The 17,545-nt window shown below is 42.1% G+C and carries 12 protein-coding genes; 4 read left to right on the top strand and 8 right to left on the bottom strand.

The genetic code is table 11. From position 1 onward, the window contains the following. Positions 1-27: 27 nt before the first annotated feature. The 7 genes from O3Q51_16010 to O3Q51_15980 form a co-directional block, all read right to left on the bottom strand. Positions 28-1,512 carry a hypothetical protein gene (locus O3Q51_16010; protein MCZ4410321.1) on the bottom strand — a complete coding sequence of 495 codons (1,485 nt, stop codon included), beginning with the start codon at positions 1,510-1,512 and terminating at the stop codon, positions 28-30. Continuing rightward, positions 1,505-2,116: a DUF4230 domain-containing protein gene (locus tag O3Q51_16005; GenBank protein ID MCZ4410320.1), complete on the bottom strand. Its 612-nt coding sequence runs from the start codon at positions 2,114-2,116 to the stop codon at positions 1,505-1,507. Before O3Q51_16005 ends, O3Q51_16010 begins: the two co-directional genes overlap by 8 nt. 5 nt (positions 2,117-2,121) lie before the next feature. After that, positions 2,122-2,859: a hypothetical protein gene (locus O3Q51_16000; GenBank protein ID MCZ4410319.1), complete on the bottom strand. Its 738-nt coding sequence runs from the start codon at positions 2,857-2,859 to the stop codon at positions 2,122-2,124. Continuing rightward, a complete protein-coding gene (locus O3Q51_15995) occupies positions 2,856-3,659 on the bottom strand; it encodes a DUF5675 family protein (GenBank protein MCZ4410318.1) in 804 nt (267 codons plus the stop codon). The genes O3Q51_16000 and O3Q51_15995 overlap by 4 nt, the downstream gene beginning before the upstream one ends. Further along, the gene (locus tag O3Q51_15990; GenBank protein ID MCZ4410317.1) at positions 3,652-4,503 is read right to left on the bottom strand and encodes an N-acetylmuramoyl-L-alanine amidase; all 852 of its coding nucleotides are present in this window, start codon (positions 4,501-4,503) and stop codon (positions 3,652-3,654) included. Before O3Q51_15990 ends, O3Q51_15995 begins: the two co-directional genes overlap by 8 nt. 343 nt (positions 4,504-4,846) lie before the next feature. Beyond that, complete coding sequence (locus tag O3Q51_15985) at positions 4,847-6,331, bottom strand: zinc-dependent metalloprotease (protein MCZ4410316.1); 1,485 nt, start codon at positions 6,329-6,331, stop codon at positions 4,847-4,849. 56 nt (positions 6,332-6,387) lie between these two features. Further along, complete coding sequence (locus tag O3Q51_15980; GenBank protein MCZ4410315.1) at positions 6,388-7,998, bottom strand: hypothetical protein; 1,611 nt, start codon at positions 7,996-7,998, stop codon at positions 6,388-6,390. Positions 7,999-8,196: 198 nt separating this feature from the next. Here O3Q51_15980 and O3Q51_15975 point away from each other — a divergent pair, with 198 nt between their 5' ends. The 3 genes from O3Q51_15975 to O3Q51_15965 all read left to right on the top strand — a co-directional run bounded on the left by O3Q51_15975 (position 8,197) and on the right by O3Q51_15965 (position 15,617). Continuing rightward, entirely contained in the window at positions 8,197-11,268 is a 3,072-nt protein-coding gene (locus tag O3Q51_15975) for a triple tyrosine motif-containing protein (GenBank protein ID MCZ4410314.1), read from the top strand. Positions 11,269-11,312: 44 nt separating this feature from the next. Continuing rightward, entirely contained in the window at positions 11,313-11,954 is a 642-nt protein-coding gene (locus tag O3Q51_15970) for a response regulator transcription factor (GenBank protein MCZ4410313.1), read from the top strand. 210 nt (positions 11,955-12,164) lie between these two features. Next, a complete protein-coding gene (locus O3Q51_15965; protein MCZ4410312.1) occupies positions 12,165-15,617 on the top strand; it encodes a TraB/GumN family protein in 3,453 nt (1,150 codons plus the stop codon). Between the two features lie 53 nt (positions 15,618-15,670). Here the strand turns inward: O3Q51_15965 and O3Q51_15960 are convergent, their stop codons facing one another. Then, on the bottom strand, positions 15,671-16,486 hold the full coding sequence (locus O3Q51_15960; GenBank protein ID MCZ4410311.1) for a hypothetical protein: 816 nt from the start codon (positions 16,484-16,486) through the stop codon (positions 15,671-15,673). A gap of 83 nt (positions 16,487-16,569) precedes the next feature. On the opposite strand from O3Q51_15960, the gene O3Q51_15955 reads away from it, so the two are divergent. Then, positions 16,570-17,523: a TlpA disulfide reductase family protein gene (locus tag O3Q51_15955; protein ID MCZ4410310.1), complete on the top strand. Its 954-nt coding sequence runs from the start codon at positions 16,570-16,572 to the stop codon at positions 17,521-17,523. Positions 17,524-17,545: the final 22 nt, after the last annotated feature.

The following is a 17,545-nucleotide window of genomic DNA, read 5'->3' as shown; positions in this document are numbered from 1 at the left end:
AGCGGTATGTATGCGAGTTATTTGAATTCAGTCAGTCAAGCGCAGACTTTGGTCGATTATCAGACTAATCTGAACGGAATCAACTACCGTTTGAATGGTATCATTCTCCATGTACTGAGCCCCTTGAATCTTCATAGCCAAGTCTGTTTTCATCTCTTCTTCCAATTCAGATAGAGAAAGCATATTGTCATTCTGAGCCCTTAAAATATGGATATGACTGCCTTTCACCAGCACGGGCTCTAGCTTTAAAGCACCATACCACACACTATCGAAAGCCGTGACGGTTAAGTTGTGCAGCTCCTCAAGTTCCCAAAGGTCAAGTCGTCCATCGCTCGCTATCTCATCAACAAAACCTTGCTTGGAATAGCGAACCTCAGTGCTGTCATGTATCCAGTCCAAATATTTTTCAAAAGATCGATATTCTCTCAGGCTATTGCCCTTGAGGGTATCTCTAAATCCATTCTTCAAAAATTCCATTTCGATGATTCTGAATTCATCGAGGCTTAAAGAATCATTTTCCGCAAAAAAATTGCGATACGAATCGATCAAGCTTTCGTGAATTTGGACCGAGACAATTTCCACATCCATCATCAAAGAGATAAAAGCTCGGAGATTCTCCTGTGCATTCTCTCTTGCTTTTTGAAGAATCTCGCGGTCCTCTGCTTGCTTGATCAAGTTGGTCTTGCACTTCTTCTTGGTCTCTAAAACGGTTTTCCGATTATGCGCCGCCTCTTTTCCCATCATGATAAATTCAAAGCCCTCTACTCCTTTCTCGGGAATGAACCAAGGGTTCATCGTTACCTCCATAAAAGGAGACATACCGCTGATGTAGATTCTTTTTTGGCTCTCGGAATAGATGAAGTTATTCGGATCGAACTCACCGAAGTCGTAACCGGCTTTCACCCAACCACGCCCAACGATAACTAGAAGTTCCTTTTTCTTCACCTTTCCCGGAGTGGCTGACTCAGCGTAGTAGTTTTCGAGGTGTTTTTCAATTGACTTGGGTTCACCAACAGATTTATCGCGTCCTTTTTTTGTCTTAACGAGGTATTGGAGCAGCTTTTGACGATCAGGTTTATCGTGTCTGTTTAAATAATAGTGCAACAATACAAGGTCATTCGCCCCATCACCGAGAGTAGAGTAATTTGCCAAGTAGTGCTCTTCGAGCTTCCGTTTGTTCCGAGGCAGATCATCTTGGATCTTTCGCATTTCATCAATCTCCGCTGCAAAATTATCATTGGATTCCAGCACTTTGAGTAGCTCCTCCTCTTTCTCCAGATCGTCCATCTCAATAACGGTGAAATTGTCTGCCACTGTTTCGCCGTAATACTCTGCGGTAATCAGCTGACCGATTTGCTTCATGGATCGAACCAAGATCGGCGTATCTTTCAGCGTGTGCTTGGTTTTAGAAAAAATATCTCCCGGATTGAAGAAGACGAGCAGTCCCACCAGAACTACAGCCAAAATAATTTGCCCGATTAGCGATATGATGAATGTCCAGATCTTAGTCATCTTCTTCGGGTAAGAGTTCTTGAGGGATTACAATCTGCTGAATCAGTTCATCGCTTTTGAATGAGATATAAATTTCTTCAAAGCCCAGTTGGGTCAGAATACCCATAAGCATACTCCGTACATTCTCTTGGGTTTGTTTTACAATACCCGTGTACTCGAGGTGTTTGCGGATATCTGATTCAGCCATGCGTAAAAATGTTTCTTCATCTTCTACAGTTACGCTGTTGAAGAGCGCATTTCGCGATGCCACCTCGTTTACCCTCACCGATTCAAACGGATAATCGAAGTTCAATACTTCTATGGCCGGTAGCCTGAGTTCGATACGATCTCCTTCTATGGTAACATCTTCAGGCATAATGTCCTCGAGCCTCACCCCTGTTTTGATAGTGGCTTCCGTCTCGGCAAGGTATGTGGCCTCGCCCAAAGCAAAAAGCCTGAAGAAGGTACGTTTGTCTTTGTAGCCAATCACCACCTTATCAATTATGGTCTCAGTAGTGGCCAAGGCGCAAGTGCTCTTTATTTTGCTTACTGCCAAATAGCGCTTGTCTTCTTTGCAACCAAGCAGAAGAACTATGGAAATCGATATGAGGATCAGTCGTTTCATTGAATCTACCCAACTGAATCCTCCTGATCAAATTCCGATTTAGATTGGTGAATCTCCCCGTCAAACTCTGAGTCAAACTCCACTGTATCTGTATCGATGTTCTCCACGTTCACATCTATATTCTCAGGAGATGCAGCTGCCTCGGCTTGAAATTTGGTTTGTTTGGTGATTTCAATCTCCTTCTCTCTACTCGTTTTTGAAATGTATTCCAATGACTTGCTACCAAAGTAGAAGGCGATCATCATAAGAAAGGCTTGCTTAAAGAAATCAAAGTTATCCAGGAAAAACCGGTTGTTTTCAAGACTGTCCTCCTCACCCATATAGGCAATGGTAAGAGCGAGAGCTGCGACCATAAGCGTAAGTGTAAGTGTTCCCCTTACGGTTCCGGGTGGTAAACCCAAGGTATGCTCCTTATTGGGATTCTCTTCTCGTTCTTGATAGTTCGGGTTTATACTTTTCTGTATACGGGCTTCGGCCCAATCTTCATTGGTCAAGCCCAAATTGATATTGTAGAAGTAGATGGCCCATGCGTAATAGCCGATTATGATTGCGATCCAAAGGGTCATGATACAAATCGCCGAGAAGTGAAAGATTGTTCCACCATCTTTCGCCATAATATGAATTCCCGTAAAGACGAGGCTGGCAATCAGAATAACCACTGCAACCCCGATACAGAAAATAAAAAGTCGATTCATGGACTTTTTTTCGCTTCTTACTTCTTGTTGTAATTTAATGTCGTTCATGATAGCGTTGGTTTTGGCATTTGACGGGTCGGTTCGTTTTCAATAACGATGCGGACGCGGACACCTGCATCTAAGTGCTGCTTGAGCTTGATGTATAAATTCTTAAAAGTATTTCGTGAATTGGTAAGGGTCACCGGGGCATTCTCAGTCTTTTCGATATAATCGGTTGAAACTAGAATGCAACCATCCGTGTGAGCGTGATGCCCTCCATTGTGGATATACACACCCTCGAAGCCAGGCACATTTTTCAAGTGTAAGTGATAGGTAAACCACTCGCTGAAAAACTCACTCTCGCGGTAGCGCTTGGTCATATTGGTCAGTTGCTCGTTAAAATCTAACATGTATTCCCCTGCAGGGATGCGCGTTTCGCCTTTGAGCTTGACTTCTCGGTAAGTGTCTTCCAAGGTGTAGCAATAGAACTCACCATCAAAAGAGAGCACTCCAAGCGTGGAGGCACCATCATCTTGGAGGCGTTTGAGCTCCATTGTAATGCCTTGAAACTTGGGTTTTGGGAAATCCTCGATGGTTCTGTTGTCACTCGATCTACGAGCGGATTCAGCCGGCCTCTTCGGAGTCTGCGGGCGAACCGTCCCTGCACCAACAGTTGCGGGGATAAGTTCGTTTTTGGGTTTTATCTTTTCTTCAATAAAATTCCAAGCGCGTTCAAATAGTTTTACAATAAGTCCGATCAAGCCAACGATCCAAAGCCATACATCTTCTAGCAGGTCGGGACGCATGGCGAAGAGCACCACTGCGAATACCACAATCAGAATAACAAAGAAGCGAATCAGACTAGTCATTGTCTTCTCTTTGAATGAAAGCCTTGCTCACCCAACCTTCTATTTCCGTTGTTACCTTATACCAGCCATCCTTCTCTTCCTGAATTTTTACTTTCTGGCCATTCTTAAGTGGCTGGGCGATTTTTATTGCATCACCACTCCCTTGAGCGCGAATATTGAGCGATGAAGCCACTACCTTGCCGGGTATTCCCAAATGAGGTACTTCCGTATCTTGCCTGGTTTCCATGACTTGCGCGTTGGCCAGTTCGAGGAGATTGTTGCGAAAGCGGTTCATAGGGAAAGCAGGCCCGGGATCTTGTTTCCTACCCGGAGCAATTTCATCGTGACCGACTATTTCCTTGATTCCGTATTGAGCGATGAGTAATTCGCAAATATCCCGACACTTATCCAATTGTGCTTCGGTATAAGTGTGCCAATAGCGTTCCTTGTTTTCATCTTGGTGTTTGGCTTTCAGCACCTCATCGGCAGTGTAGGCTCGACCGAAAGAAGCGCGGTAAACGTTTCCCGTTTTGGTGAGGAAACCCGCATTGTCCAGTTCGATTCCAATAGAGAACTTGTTGTAACCTGACCTTCCGCCATAGGCGCTGACTCCTGCGTGCCAAGACTGAATATTGAAGGGTACTATTTGAAAGACAGAGCCATCCCTACCGATCACCAGATGCGCAGAGGCTTTGACTTCAGGACGTTTTAGCCAGGAGGCCGAACCTGACGCTGAACTGCCCGCCGTGTAGTGAATCACGATGGAGTCGGGAAGCCCGGCATCAAATGCTCTGGTGTTCTTGTTTGTGAGGTCGACTTTGACCTCATCTCCGACTAGCTCATGCTTGGATGAATCAATTTTCATTTGAAAGATTTTGGTTATGCGGTTGTTGGCTTAGCTATTTCTCATCTTGCCTTGCAAATAGGCAGGACCCTAATTCAGGCGGAATTCTGAGTAAGAACGATAAGAAAAGTTAGGGTACGGCGCGACGGGCCAAGGTCTGTAGTTAGATTTAAGGGGGTCATAACGAGTATTTGGTTGTGTTAAATATAGCGCTTTTGGGCTGACAACCAAGGAATGGCATATTTTGTATCAGGGCATCAAGCATTTCTCGCTATTGGTGTTTTTTAAAAATGAACGTAAAAAAAGCCGGCATTTCTGCCGGCTTTAAGGGGTTGGTTAGCCCGTCTTCTGTTGAGAAGAATGTTTAGTCGATTTTCTGGAGTTTGAGGGTTTGGTTCAAGCCGTGCACATCTGAAATGTTGATTAGGTACAGGCCTTGATTCAAGGTTTCAGTGTTGAGCTGAACTGTATTCTCACCTTTTGACAAACCTCTCACTTCAGCCATCACTTGTCGTCCAAGGGCATCTATAACACGAATGGTAATCACAGTTTCTTTGAAAACACTGACTTCCATAAATGCCAAACCTGATGTTGGATTAGGATAGACCTTATTGAATTCTGTATTAAACGCATGATGATTTGCTAGAAATGAATTATCATCGGTATCAGTTCCTTGATCTGTCAAAGCTGCTCCTCCACCACCGCATTCATCAACTACGGCATAAAAATTCATTGATGGGTTATTCACGGAACTAAAAGAGAAACCAGGCGTAAGGACTACCCTCTCTGTGGATACCAAAACCAAATTATCTCCTGTCGAATTAGATTCAGTTATATTCACATTGCTGAATATTTCCCCATCCAATAAATAAGATGAAACGATGAATCCGACAATTGGAAAGTTAAGTGGCAAAAGAGCATCTAAATCAATTGTAGAGCAACTTGCACAGGTTAAGCTGTTGCGATCAGGGTCACCATTAGGAGAAACAGAATAGTTCATTTTCGCGATTTGTGAAGGAGTAAAATCGGTTCGGCACTCTTTCCTGCTGTAGGACATTATGTTTGAAGTAGAAGGAACATAGCTATCTCCATTGGCATCTGCACCACCTCCTGTGTAAACACAGCTTGATGATACATCGCCACTTATATTAGGATCTGCAGGTGTGTCACAAAATCGATCACCTGTTGAAGTGCAGTTGGCCGTAGGCCCGGTTCTAGTGACCAACTCTTGGCCCCATGCTGTTTCATGGGTATGTGCCAGGTCAAAAATATGTCCAAACTCATGTTCTAGAGTTGTGTCTCCGTCTTCGTCCATGCAATCAATATCCATCACCACAAAATTATTTCCGTTATTGCTATTAGGAGGATCGGTACCTGGAAAGTTTGCATATCCACAACCCCCGTCTTCGATTTCATTAACGACATAAACATTAAGAACTCCCGCGATGTTATGCGTATTAATCATTGCACCCTCTTCGGATTCGGATTCAAATGAGTACCAATTAGCACCGATAACGCTGGTACCACATTCATAAAATCGAATATTCGTTTCCGAAAATGCATTATTGGCCCTTGCTAATGCAGCTCTTGCCTCGCTATATGGAGGTGACCAAGCTATCCCATCAGCAAAATGCCAATGAACCGGGATGAATTTCGTTTCTGAAATGGAACTTTTAGCTTCGTCCCTATTCTGCAGGAAGTTTTTATGCCGTTCTGCATAGGCAGCTGTTTCTGCTTGATTTCGAAATTGAGTTCTACACCCCTCTTGGGCTTCCGCCAAGTGAGGGAATAAGGAAACCAATAGTGCCATCACCAGTATTGGCCAACTATGTACTATTCTATTTTTCATGATTGAAATGTTTTAGTGAATAAAATGATAGGAAAGGTTTTCCTTATCAATCATGATTAGTCTTGGTTTAGAATAGCTTTTTCGAGCATCTCCAATCGCGACTGCAATGCTTCGTACTGCTTCTCCTTCTCAATCAAGTGAAGGGTTAGCTCTTCTACTTTCTCTACTAGCTTCACATTCATCTCTCCCAGGTTCAGGCCGTTTTCCACTACTTCTGCTTCGGTAGGCATATTGGGTAGGTGACCGTTTTCTTGGATAAAGGCATCCACTTCAGAAAGACTCATCAAGTCGTAATCTGCCTTGAAAACGTAATCAGGAAAGGAAGCCAGGGTTACCTCTACTTCTCGTCCCCAGACCTTACCATCTATGTACGCATCACCAATTACGTGAAACTTGGCATTTGGTGTCTCAGTGCCTATTCCCACATTACCATTATTCCTTATAGTCATACGCGCTTGATTGTTGGTGCCAAAATTCAAGCGCGCATTTTTCCGATTCCAAAAAATGGCTTGTCCAACTTGTTCGCCGTTTCCACCTCCGACTAGACCAACAGTCAGCTGGCCATTTGTCCCGGAGTAAAAATCCTGATAACTGGTGCCCCCTGTAGGGTTTCTGACTTCCAGCATATTCCCATTTTCACTTTCAATATCTAAGGGTGCAGAAGGAGAAGTGGTACCTATCCCGAGATTACCGGCATTGATATAGTTTGCTCCTCCATTAGCCAAAAAACGGTGTGTAGTTATGCCTTCATTGTTTCCTAGATAGATTGTCCCAGTTTCTCCTCCTCCAGAGCCATCCCCTATAAAAGCAACTCGTTTCGTACCTCTATACACACCAAAAGCCGCATTTTCACCTTCTCCGCTCTCTAGTGTTAACTTCTCCAAAGGTGTAGATGTCCCAATTCCAACATTACCCGCTGTATAGAAAGCATCAGCTCCATTTTGACTCCAAAGACTTGAGCCGCTACCGATTTGGGATAAATTTTTCCAAATCGAGCCGTCATAGCCCTCAAATTCACCGCTTACATAGCGAATGGCACCTTCTTCTTCCAAGCCACCGTCTCCCAGTTTTAGGCTTCCCGCAATAACCGTGTTCCCTGAAGACGTATTAATCCTCATCATCGGGGCGCCCGTCAAACCGCGTATCTCAAAATCAGGACCACCAAAGTAAAAACCCGCATCAGGAACTACTGCAGATCGTAAAGCGTAGGTATTAGGATCCACTAACACGCCCTTGCCTGAATTAAATCGTATATCGGAAGCATACCGACCTGTATTGGCATTAATTGCAAAAATAGGCTCCGCGGAGTTATTTAAGAATTGATATTCGGTACTGGTAGAACTAAACAAAAGACCAAAATTCGGATTGCTCGCCGCGCGGAAAGCATATCGATTATTGCCAATCAGCAAATCCGAACTTGGACTAAACTGAAGGTTAGTCGTCATTTGGCCAGAGCCAGCGCTAAAGCCGAAAATCGGTGTTGCTGAGCCATTCAAAAATTCATATCGGCTATCGTCGGCATTAAAGTATAGCCCGAAATCAGGATCGCCTGTGAATTGGAACGCGTATTGGTTTGGGCCAATATTACTTGTTTGAGCCTTAGCGCTAAACGCAAAAACCACTACTGCAACTATGGTAAAAATTCGATTGGTTACTATTGCCTTCATTTTGTTGGATTTAATTTTTTGGTAAAAGTGAGGCTGAGTAACTATTTAATCAATCATTGATTCCAATGATTTTATGATTCATTGCATTGTCATTACTTTACGGAGTTGATGTTATTTCCACACATGTCCAGAGCATTTAGTCTCCTTTTCTTCCTAATCTGTTTATCTAAGGTCACTACCGCCCAAACCGAGTCTGGCTTGTTTGATACTCTCAATCTCTCCTTTGAGATTTATGGTATTGAAGACGGGCTATCACAAAGTTTGGTTACTTCTGTGATTCAGGATGAGAAGGGTTATATATGGGTCGGCACCAAAGGAGGTTTAAACAGGTTTGACGGGAATTCTTTTAAACAATTCAAGAATGATGACCAAACCCCGTTTACATTACCAGGTGACTATATAGTTGATCTATTCATAGACAAGGAAAAACGACTTTGGGTATCCACACAAAACGATGGGCTATGTTATTTCAATCCATCAATTGAAGGCTTCATTGAAATCTTTGATCAAGACGGAAAGAGAATTCAAGAGCCTGGCAGACTATGGTCTACGGATAGTTTATTGGTAGGAACTTCTCGATTTCATCTCGACAAATCGTATGTGGTAGTTGTTAATAACCTGAGCACTGAGCAAGAACTACCATTCGTTGGAATTCCATTTGAAAATAGCTTCGAGAATGGATCTGAAATAATTAATCACTTTCTCAAGTGCTTAAAAAGATCCAATGGAAAGAATAGCTATTCGTGGTACTTTTCTTCAAATGGTATGTTTTTCTCCGTTGATTCGGCCCAAAGATTGACAGTCTTCGAACCACATAATGGATTAGAACCTACAGTTCATCAGACAGTTGATTTATCTGATATCTTCCCTGCCGATCAATCCATTAAATTTTTTGAAAACGCTGAACCGGGAGAGGTTTATATTGACGTCTCGGGTACTGGTATTTTTAAATGGAATAACAGAAGCCCTAATCTTCAACTGATATTTCCACAAGCTGCTACCAATTGGAATAAAGCTTCCAAATTCATTGATAATAAAAACAATCTATGGCTGAATTTTGGTGAAGGCCATTTGGAAAAATGGGATTCGCTTCAGTCATCTCAGATCTATCGATTGAGTTCTGATAGCAGAAACATGAGTTTTAGATTTGAAGATAAAACGGGTAATATATGGCTAACCTCAGGTGGTCATGGCTTGGGCAAATTATCTGTCAACCATATACGCTTTGCCAGACATACCATAAAAACTACACACCCTTGCTGGGGTTTGAGAATAGAAATGCCTGAAAAGAGAGCCCATTATTCCAGTAATGTCTATAGGGCTTGGCAAAATCCCGAGAATAAAAGACTGGCGAAGGCAAAAGAACGAAGTAAGTTGTCGAGGTCTTTCTTCCCGTTTACGGATGATGAAAATTACATCTGGTTCTATTCCGACACCGTTGACGTCGGCCAATCTCTTTACAGATATAAACTATACCCCGATGAGGACGACAATTACGACTCCCTCAAAACAAACCTCACGAATTACAATTACGTATTGAATGCCATTCATTGGCAGAATGACAGCATTTATTTAGTTGCTAAAGATGGGGATAAGTATTCACTGGTGAAGACGGGATCAGAAACGAGCGTCTTAAGCGTAACTCCCTTTCCAGAGGTCAAACAAATTGATCAAGAACGCTTTATCCAGGACTACTTGGCAGAATATCCGAATAGGATCTGGTTCGCTACCCGACAAGGATTAATGGTATACAACGTTGCGAGCGAAGAGTGGAAGATTTACAACACAGAAAGTGGTTTACGTAGCGCCAATGTCTTGTCGATTTGTAAAGACCCTGAACTGCCTGAAAAGCGTCTATGGATTGCCACAAGCTCAGGTTTGCATTCTCTTGACTACTCAACTGATTCTATCAAATCTTACGGGATAAAGAACGGGCTTGTAAACAACTTTGTTAATGGCATCCTCCCTGACAACTATGGCAATTTATGGCTCAGTACAAACTACGGCTTGGCTCAATTCAATCCTCGCGAAAATCAGTTTAAAACATTCACCAAATTTGATGGACTTAACGGAAATGAGTTCAACCGTTTTCAATATTCTAAAGATGACCAAGGGAGACTATTCTTCGGAGGCATTGAAGGCACCACTTCTCTCGGTCCAAAAGACTTCATATCAGATACGACACACTCGGGTGTCGTTTTAGGTGAGCTGCGGATTTTCAACGAACCTATTGGGTATTTAGCAGAAAACGTAGGTGAAAAATTCACTTTGCAAAAACCATTCGAATTAACGGAAGAAATTGTTCTGAACTATGATCAGAGTATGATAACCGTCGGTTTTGGTTTAATTGATTTTGGGGATTGGTCCAAACAATCCTATAAGTATCGATTAAATGGTTTGAATGATGAGTGGATTGAGACCAAGAATATTAGGGAAGCTACTTACACCAATCTCGACCCCGGAAATTACACATTCGAAGTACTGGGTAGAAATAGTCTGGGCAACTGGAGCCAAATAGCTCGCACCTTGAAAATTAAGGTCCTCCCACCTTGGTGGGCCACTTGGTGGTTCCGAGCCCTAATCTTAGTATTTGTAGTCGGTATATTCTACAGCCTTTACCGCTACCGTCTTAACCAACTCCTTCGAGTAGAACGAATGCGCAACCAAATAGCCCAAGACCTTCACGACGAGATCGGCTCAACACTGAGCAGTATCTCTCTCTACAGCGCGGTGATGAAATCGAATGAGAAGGATCTTTCTCCTAAGAGCCAACCTGTCTTGGATAGAATTATTACCAATGTGTCAAGTATCATGGAGAAGATGAATGATATGGTATGGACCATCAAATCGGACAATGACAGCATGGAACAAGTCGTAAATAGAATGCGCGCGTTCGCTGCTGAAATGACTGAAGCCAAAGGTATAAAGCTTGACTTTAACTCTCAGTCTGCTGTAGAAAGGGTAAAGCTTGGAATGGACAAGAGAAAAGAGATCTACCTAATTTTTAAAGAGGCGGTAAACAATGCTGCCAAGTATTCCGAAGCTACTGAAATGCAGATTCGACTTGTAGTGAAAACGGGTAAACTGATCCTTACCATAAGTGATGACGGAAAAGGATTTGACCTTGCAAATCCTCCCAGACGTTCATCAGGCGGAAACGGACTTGCAGGAATGAAAAGAAGAGCAGAGCGAATCAAAGGTCAATTGGAAGTTTCCTCCGACCTTCAGACTGGAACAGTGGTAAACTTAAAAGTTCCCACAAATCATTAGTTTCAACGATAGGAATGATCGCAAAACAATGCGAATTTTAAACTGTGAAAACACGTGTAGCCATATTTGATGACAATCTTGAGCGGCGTGAAGGACTTTTTCTTCTGCTCGAGACCATCGATGATTTAAATTGCGTAGGCCTTTACAACGATTGCAGAAATGTACTTGCCGATATTGAATCATCTAATCCGGATGTGGTGCTGATGGATATTGATATGCCACATGTAAACGGAATAGAAGGAGTACTTGAAATTCGAAAGGTTCATCCAGATCTGAAAATACTCATGCAAACCGTTTTTGAAGATGATGATAAAATCTTTGCAGCCATTTGTGCAGGTGCAGATGGGTATATCTTAAAACAGGCAAATCCCATGAAGCTAGTCGACGGAATTCGCGAGGTACTCGTTGGTGGCGCTCCGATGACCCCTGTTATTGCCGCTAAGGTTCTCAAGCTGTTCCAAAAACAAGGCTCTTCAAAAAAGGGAAACAACTTTGATCTCACCAAGCGAGAGTCTGAGATTCTCAATCTTCTCGTAAAAGGGTTTAGCTACAAGATGATCGCCGAGGAATGCCACATCTCCTACCCTACGGTAAATAGCCACATCACGAAGATTTATGGAAAGCTGAAGGTGCAATCTAGCGCTGGCGCGGTGGCCGTAGCCTTAAGAGAGGGATTGGTGAAGTAAAGTGTGCCTTTCTTGAAATCCTCAATTAAAACGGGCGATTGGTGCTGAAATAAAAACCGGCTTAAATGGAGATAACTGAAAAATTATTGGTCTTTGGTAAGGATGTGTGTATTTAAATTTGATGTCCGTCCGTTTCATAATTCTGCATTACATTCTCTTTATGATCCAATAATAAATTGGTCCTATATTTCGGTTTTCTAAAAAAGTACTATGAAATATATTGTAGCCGCCGTATTCACCCTTACAAGTCTATTATCCTGCGCTCAGAGTGATTACGAATTGCTTTGGAGAATAGATGGAAAAGAACTTGATAAGACTTCTTTTCTTTTCGGGACCATGCACGTCTCGGATGAGCGCGTCTACAACTTCAGTGACTCTGTGCTCCTTGCATTTGATTCTGCAGAAATACTTGCTAAAGAATTGTCCAGAAGCGATGTCTTCGAAGCTGCCATGCAAAAACGATTCTCAAAAACACAAAACTCAGCGTTTAAGGATCAATTTGACGAAGAAGAATATACTCAGATCAGAGAAGCCTTCAGAAAGCGTACAAAACTCGATTTGGACAAAGTCGATAATGCGAACCCTCTCCTAATAAACCAGCTTTTAAGGGAGTCCCAAAAAAAAGATGACAAGTCATCTCTATTGATACTGGATGAATACCTCGAAGAATGTGCTCTCAGAATGAATAAGCAAGTGGTTGGATTAGAGAAGCCATTTGACGGGATAAGATCCGGACAAGAATTTTCGAATTCCTTTGAGAAGGAATTCTTTAAAATGAGGCTTTTAACCAATATGGACTCCATTTTTGAAACGTATGACAAGATGCAAGACAATAGCTTCATTTCCAAAGCTAATCTGCGAATAGAGAATTACCGTGACGGAAAACTACCCGAGTTCAATATGGAAGAGAATTCAAGAGCCATGAGCACTTTTGCCATGAAAGACAGAAACACTAAAATGGCGCAAGGACTTGACTCTCTTATGAAAAAAGGCAGCGTATTCTGCGCTGTTGGCGCAAGTCACCTCCCCGGAGAGTATGGATTGATCGAAATGTTGCGTGAAAAGGGCTACACGGTAGAAGTAGTCAGAGCAGATTTTACGGGAGAAGGCAAAAGGCTCATGAAGAAGTACGAGAAACTCCCTGCCGGAAAAATTGAGCGATTACTTCAAGGATTTACAGCAAAAATGAAAGGATCTACTGAGGAAATTGAAATCCCCAACAGCAATATGAAGATGGATTTATGGCAGGATAGACAAACAGGGATGGGACAGTTTGCCATGGTCATGGAACAAGGAGATATTTTCTCTTCTCCCGAAAAACAGCTTGACTTAATCGTTGATAACTACAGAGCACAGAATAAGTTTGAAATAAAGGAAATTCAGGATATCGAACACCAAAACGTGAAAGGAAGACAAATAGACTTGTCTTCACCGGCAGGTTTTGACGCTATTATGTGGCTGTTCACCACGAATGGTTTTGCTTACATTTTTATGGAAATGGTCAATTCCAGTGAAGACTTCAAAGCAAAGAAGTCAGATTTCTTACAGAGCATAAGATTTTTTCCCATCGATCAACTTTCCACACTTTCTTGGAACAAAGAAATGAGTGAGATTGAACAACTGAAACTGAAGATTCAACTTCCCAATCCAAGAGTTGAGATGTTGAACTATCCGATTCCTTTAGAGCAAGGTTCATTTGAATATATGCGCAACTCTGTAATTACAGCAGTTGACCGTGTGGATAATTACTCAATATCCGTAAATCAATATTATTATCCGGTTGGATATCAACCGCAAACTATGGACTTCACTCACAGCAACATGCTAGACATTCTTCTAGAAGCAACAGGTGGAGTATCAATTTCGAAAGATACACTGCAAAACAACGATCAAATGTACCTTTATGAAGTACTCAATATTGCAGATACAGGTAGCATACATGTGGTAAGTTTTGTTAGAGGGAGCTTGATGAACAATATCGTACTTCAAACAACAGGCGAACTCGACGAGAACCAGAAGAGTTTTTTAAAGAACTGGGAAGTAACTCCTTGGAAAAAACCTGAAATGGTATTACTGACTAATGAATACTACGAAATCTTAGGTTCCGGCGACATAAGTGAGTTCAATGAGTTCTACGCATACTACAGTTGTGTCGATTCATCTATATATCAAAGCATACTGGACGTAGAGTCGGGAGTATCTGCAGATATTATTGTTTATACGTTCAATGACCTTGCATACTTTGAAAACGAAGACTCCTTAATTCAAGAGTTTTTCATAGACACGGCATATTCAAATCTGATATCTCCGCTGGAAAAATACAGAGATGGATACACCTACGCTTACGAAGAAAAAAACGGTAATCTCACCTCACACGTGTACCTGACTTGGAAGAATAATATGCTCTTCGAGATCAGCTACAATACAGCAAAGGACATAGACATTCACTACACTGATTCTGTTTTTACTTCATTCAAAATTATAAAAGAAAATCCAGAGAGCTCGTTTGATATTTTCAGCACTAAAGAAGACCTGATCAAATCGAGGCTCTACTCTGCAGATACTGCTACTTATGAATCTGCGCTTTCATCGTCTACTGATTATCACTTTTCAGAAGAAAGAGCAAAGGATATTCTTAAAAGTTTGCGTGACTCAACTCCGACACTCTTTGATAATGAGTGGAGTTATCTAGGCCTCTTGACCAATTTATACGATCATACATCAGACACTAGTCTAGCTCCTCTGAAAGAAATTTTCGAGAAGAACGTTAAACTCGAGTCTTACGTACTTGGAGCATTTTCAGAAATTGAATCGGAAGAATCTTTGAACCTGTTTAGCGAGCTATTCAAAAAGAAAAAAGGTAAATACACGTACAATGACTTCGCAGGTTTTTACACTAAAAAGGAACTGGTAAAAACTGATTATGCGGCTCTCATTGAACTGATCGAAACGAGCAAAGACGACTCATATTCTGTCAGTATTTTGGAATCCTATTTTGAAAAGAATCACGAAGATCAAAGCTTACTGGCACCATACGGAGGTGTTTTCACAAGTGCTTTAAGGCAGATGCTTGATACGATCAACCCAAAAGCGGACTATTATATCCCCGTCTATACTTACGTTAGTTTGGTAGAGTTGGCCTCATATGCCGGTGTTTCATTTAAGGACATGAGCGGCATTGTTAAATCTTTGAACAAAACGAAGAATGAACAAGCGGAGGTATTGGCTTACCTAATCGAAATAGGAATGGGAGCTGACCCTAAAGCAAGCGAATTATCCAATTTGAAGTCAGATGAAGATAAATTATCCATACTTCTCGAAGTACTGGATTTGTTAGGACCCAAAAGGTTTTACTCTCTTATTCCGAAGGAAGAATTCTGTAGACTACATATTAAAAATGATTTCTACTACGAAGAATACGGCAGCTGTGAAGTCGAATCAATTCAAAACTTCAACTACACATACAAAGATCAGGAATTAGAAATCTATCATCTGGCTTATACTTCTCAATACAGTGAATCAAAGGAACTTGCTTCTTGTGTATTGGGAAAGAATGACAGGCTGATTTATAGCACACTCTACATTGGTGAGGCAGATGATAGTGACCCTGAAAAATCCAAGAATCTCATTATTGAAGATTTTGAGGAGTACTATAATGAGTGAGCCTGGATGAGTTTAATAATCGAAGAGCTTCAAGACCTATCGACTGGTTAATTTCACCTTAACTCAATGTGAAAATGATCATCGTGCCTTACGGAATGGCATCCTTGAAAACGGATTTTATCGCTGACTACCCCTAGTCGTTCTTTCAAATGAGGCTCCACAAAAACCTTCCCGATTCTGTCCTCAGCTATGATCGCCTCCAAGAGTTTTCGATTGGCAACTTCTGAAAAAATCAAATTCGAATGGATTTCCCCAAAGCTGAAGTACTCGGTTATCCCATATTGCCACGAGCCCTTTCTAGTGCAGAGATCAGCTTGATTCAGCTCGCCTTCTTCAGGGGATACGAAAACTCCATATCCCGATCGGGATACTTTCTGATTGGTCAATTGGCCATTAGGCTCTTCATAAACGAATGCCAAATCGACTTTCTTTCCATCGTCATGACTCAAGTGAGGCAATAGCGGAAAGCCATCCAGGAAGGGGAAGTTAGCGTCGAGCACTACGAGTTTCAATTCAGGGTATTGCGATTTGAGGTTTTGCTCAATTGACTCGAGGGTCTTGTTCATTTCGGCAGTGACGTAATTTCGATTGGCCAAAATATATCCTGCATTTACCACCTCGACCTTGACCTTTTCGCGCCCGAAATGTGGCGCAAGAATGGGTACAATGACAAAAGTGGCGAGGGCATAAAGTCCAATAAAAACCAAAAGACGTTTCCCCCATTTTGTCTTTCGAAATACCAAGACAATCATCAGATACAGCAATCCTCCGATTTGAGTGATCACCGTCAACAGAAGAGCCATTAGAATGTGAACAAATATCATCAAAGAGAAGGTAATGATCTTAAAACGGAAGAGAATCAGATTCATTTCAAGTTGTATGACATTCAGGATGACCATGCGTAAATATTCTGAGCTATCTTAGCTTTTGTGAACTTGTAAAAACAGAAATAATGTCTCTGAAGTCCTTGACTCTTTTATCCCTCCTCTGTGTTACCACTAATCTCCTGAGTGTAGAAGTATCCATCGACGCAACTAGCCTCAGCGGAGCATTGCCGATTTTCTTGAGCGAAGGAGGTCTTTCGCACCAAGTGCCTGAAAATGGTACATTGCTTTTGGAAGTTGAAAACCTTCCGACAATCATTGAAATAAACTCCATCAACAAGGGCAAGATCACGACACTGAAGACCATTTGGCTTACAGGGGAATCTCTCACCATTGAAGGTTCGGTTGAAGAAAATAGATTCACCGTTTCGCCTGCCACATCAGGCCGTATACTCTCGACAAGCCCTGAAGAAGAATGGAAAGGCTTTTTCAAGGGGGAAAATCTAGCTAATCCTTCGCCTCAATTGCTGGTGTATTTAAGGAATTCCATCAAATTCCAAAAAACGGAAGATCTTCAAGAAGTGCTCAATCGCTTGGCTTCAGAGGACCAAAGCTTTTGGGCAGCAGAAGAAATTCAACTCTATCTCACGGAATTGGAGAAAGTCGGTTTCGACCCGGAAAACGGCACCTTTCAATCCCTCACGGCTTCTGATAAAAAGGGTGAAAAGATGGAATACAAAAGACCCGAAAACAAGTATCTGCTAATCGATTTTTCGTCGAGCGGCTGCCGTCCTTGCTTGGTAGACATCGATCAACTGGTTCGACTTCAAAGCGATTTTGAAAGTGAATTGGAGATTCTTTCGATTTGGGATGACCCGAAATTGGAGGCATGGCTGACTATCGGGAAAACACAAAAAGACAAGATCACCTGGACAAGCCTTCGCGATGATAGCCGAGCAGTATTCAAGAAATTTGAGGTAGACGTCTACCCCACCTATCTGCTCATCGACCCGCAGGGAAATGTGGTAAAAAGATGGAAAGGGTCGGGTATTGAAAAAGTGCGTAAGTACCTGAAAAAATAATTGAACGAATGCATCCTGCCTC

It is taken from the genome of Cryomorphaceae bacterium 1068, assembly GCA_027214385.1.
GTDB lineage: Bacteria > Bacteroidota > Bacteroidia > Flavobacteriales_D > Cryomorphaceae > JAKVAV01.
The sequence above is the reverse complement of the archived record's forward strand: the minus strand, read 5'-3'. Positions and strand labels throughout refer to the sequence as shown.

Excerpts from the sequence above, each read along its gene's own strand:
- O3Q51_16000 (MCZ4410319.1), bottom strand. The coding sequence starts at position 2,859 with ATGAACGACATTAAATTACAACAAGAAGTAAGAAGCGAAAAAAAGTCC.
- O3Q51_15965 (MCZ4410312.1), top strand. The coding sequence starts at position 12,165 with ATGAAATATATTGTAGCCGCCGTATTCACCCTTACAAGTCTATTATCC.
- O3Q51_16010 (MCZ4410321.1), bottom strand. The coding sequence starts at position 1,512 with ATGACTAAGATCTGGACATTCATCATATCGCTAATCGGGCAAATTATT.
- O3Q51_16005 (MCZ4410320.1), bottom strand. The coding sequence starts at position 2,116 with ATGAAACGACTGATCCTCATATCGATTTCCATAGTTCTTCTGCTTGGT.
- O3Q51_15995 (MCZ4410318.1), bottom strand. The coding sequence starts at position 3,659 with ATGACTAGTCTGATTCGCTTCTTTGTTATTCTGATTGTGGTATTCGCA.
- O3Q51_15985 (MCZ4410316.1), bottom strand. The coding sequence starts at position 6,331 with ATGAAAAATAGAATAGTACATAGTTGGCCAATACTGGTGATGGCACTA.
- O3Q51_15955 (MCZ4410310.1), top strand. The coding sequence starts at position 16,570 with ATGTCTCTGAAGTCCTTGACTCTTTTATCCCTCCTCTGTGTTACCACT.
- O3Q51_15960 (MCZ4410311.1), bottom strand. The coding sequence starts at position 16,486 with ATGAATCTGATTCTCTTCCGTTTTAAGATCATTACCTTCTCTTTGATG.
- O3Q51_15980 (MCZ4410315.1), bottom strand. The coding sequence starts at position 7,998 with ATGAAGGCAATAGTAACCAATCGAATTTTTACCATAGTTGCAGTAGTG.
- O3Q51_15990 (MCZ4410317.1), bottom strand. The coding sequence starts at position 4,503 with ATGAAAATTGATTCATCCAAGCATGAGCTAGTCGGAGATGAGGTCAAA.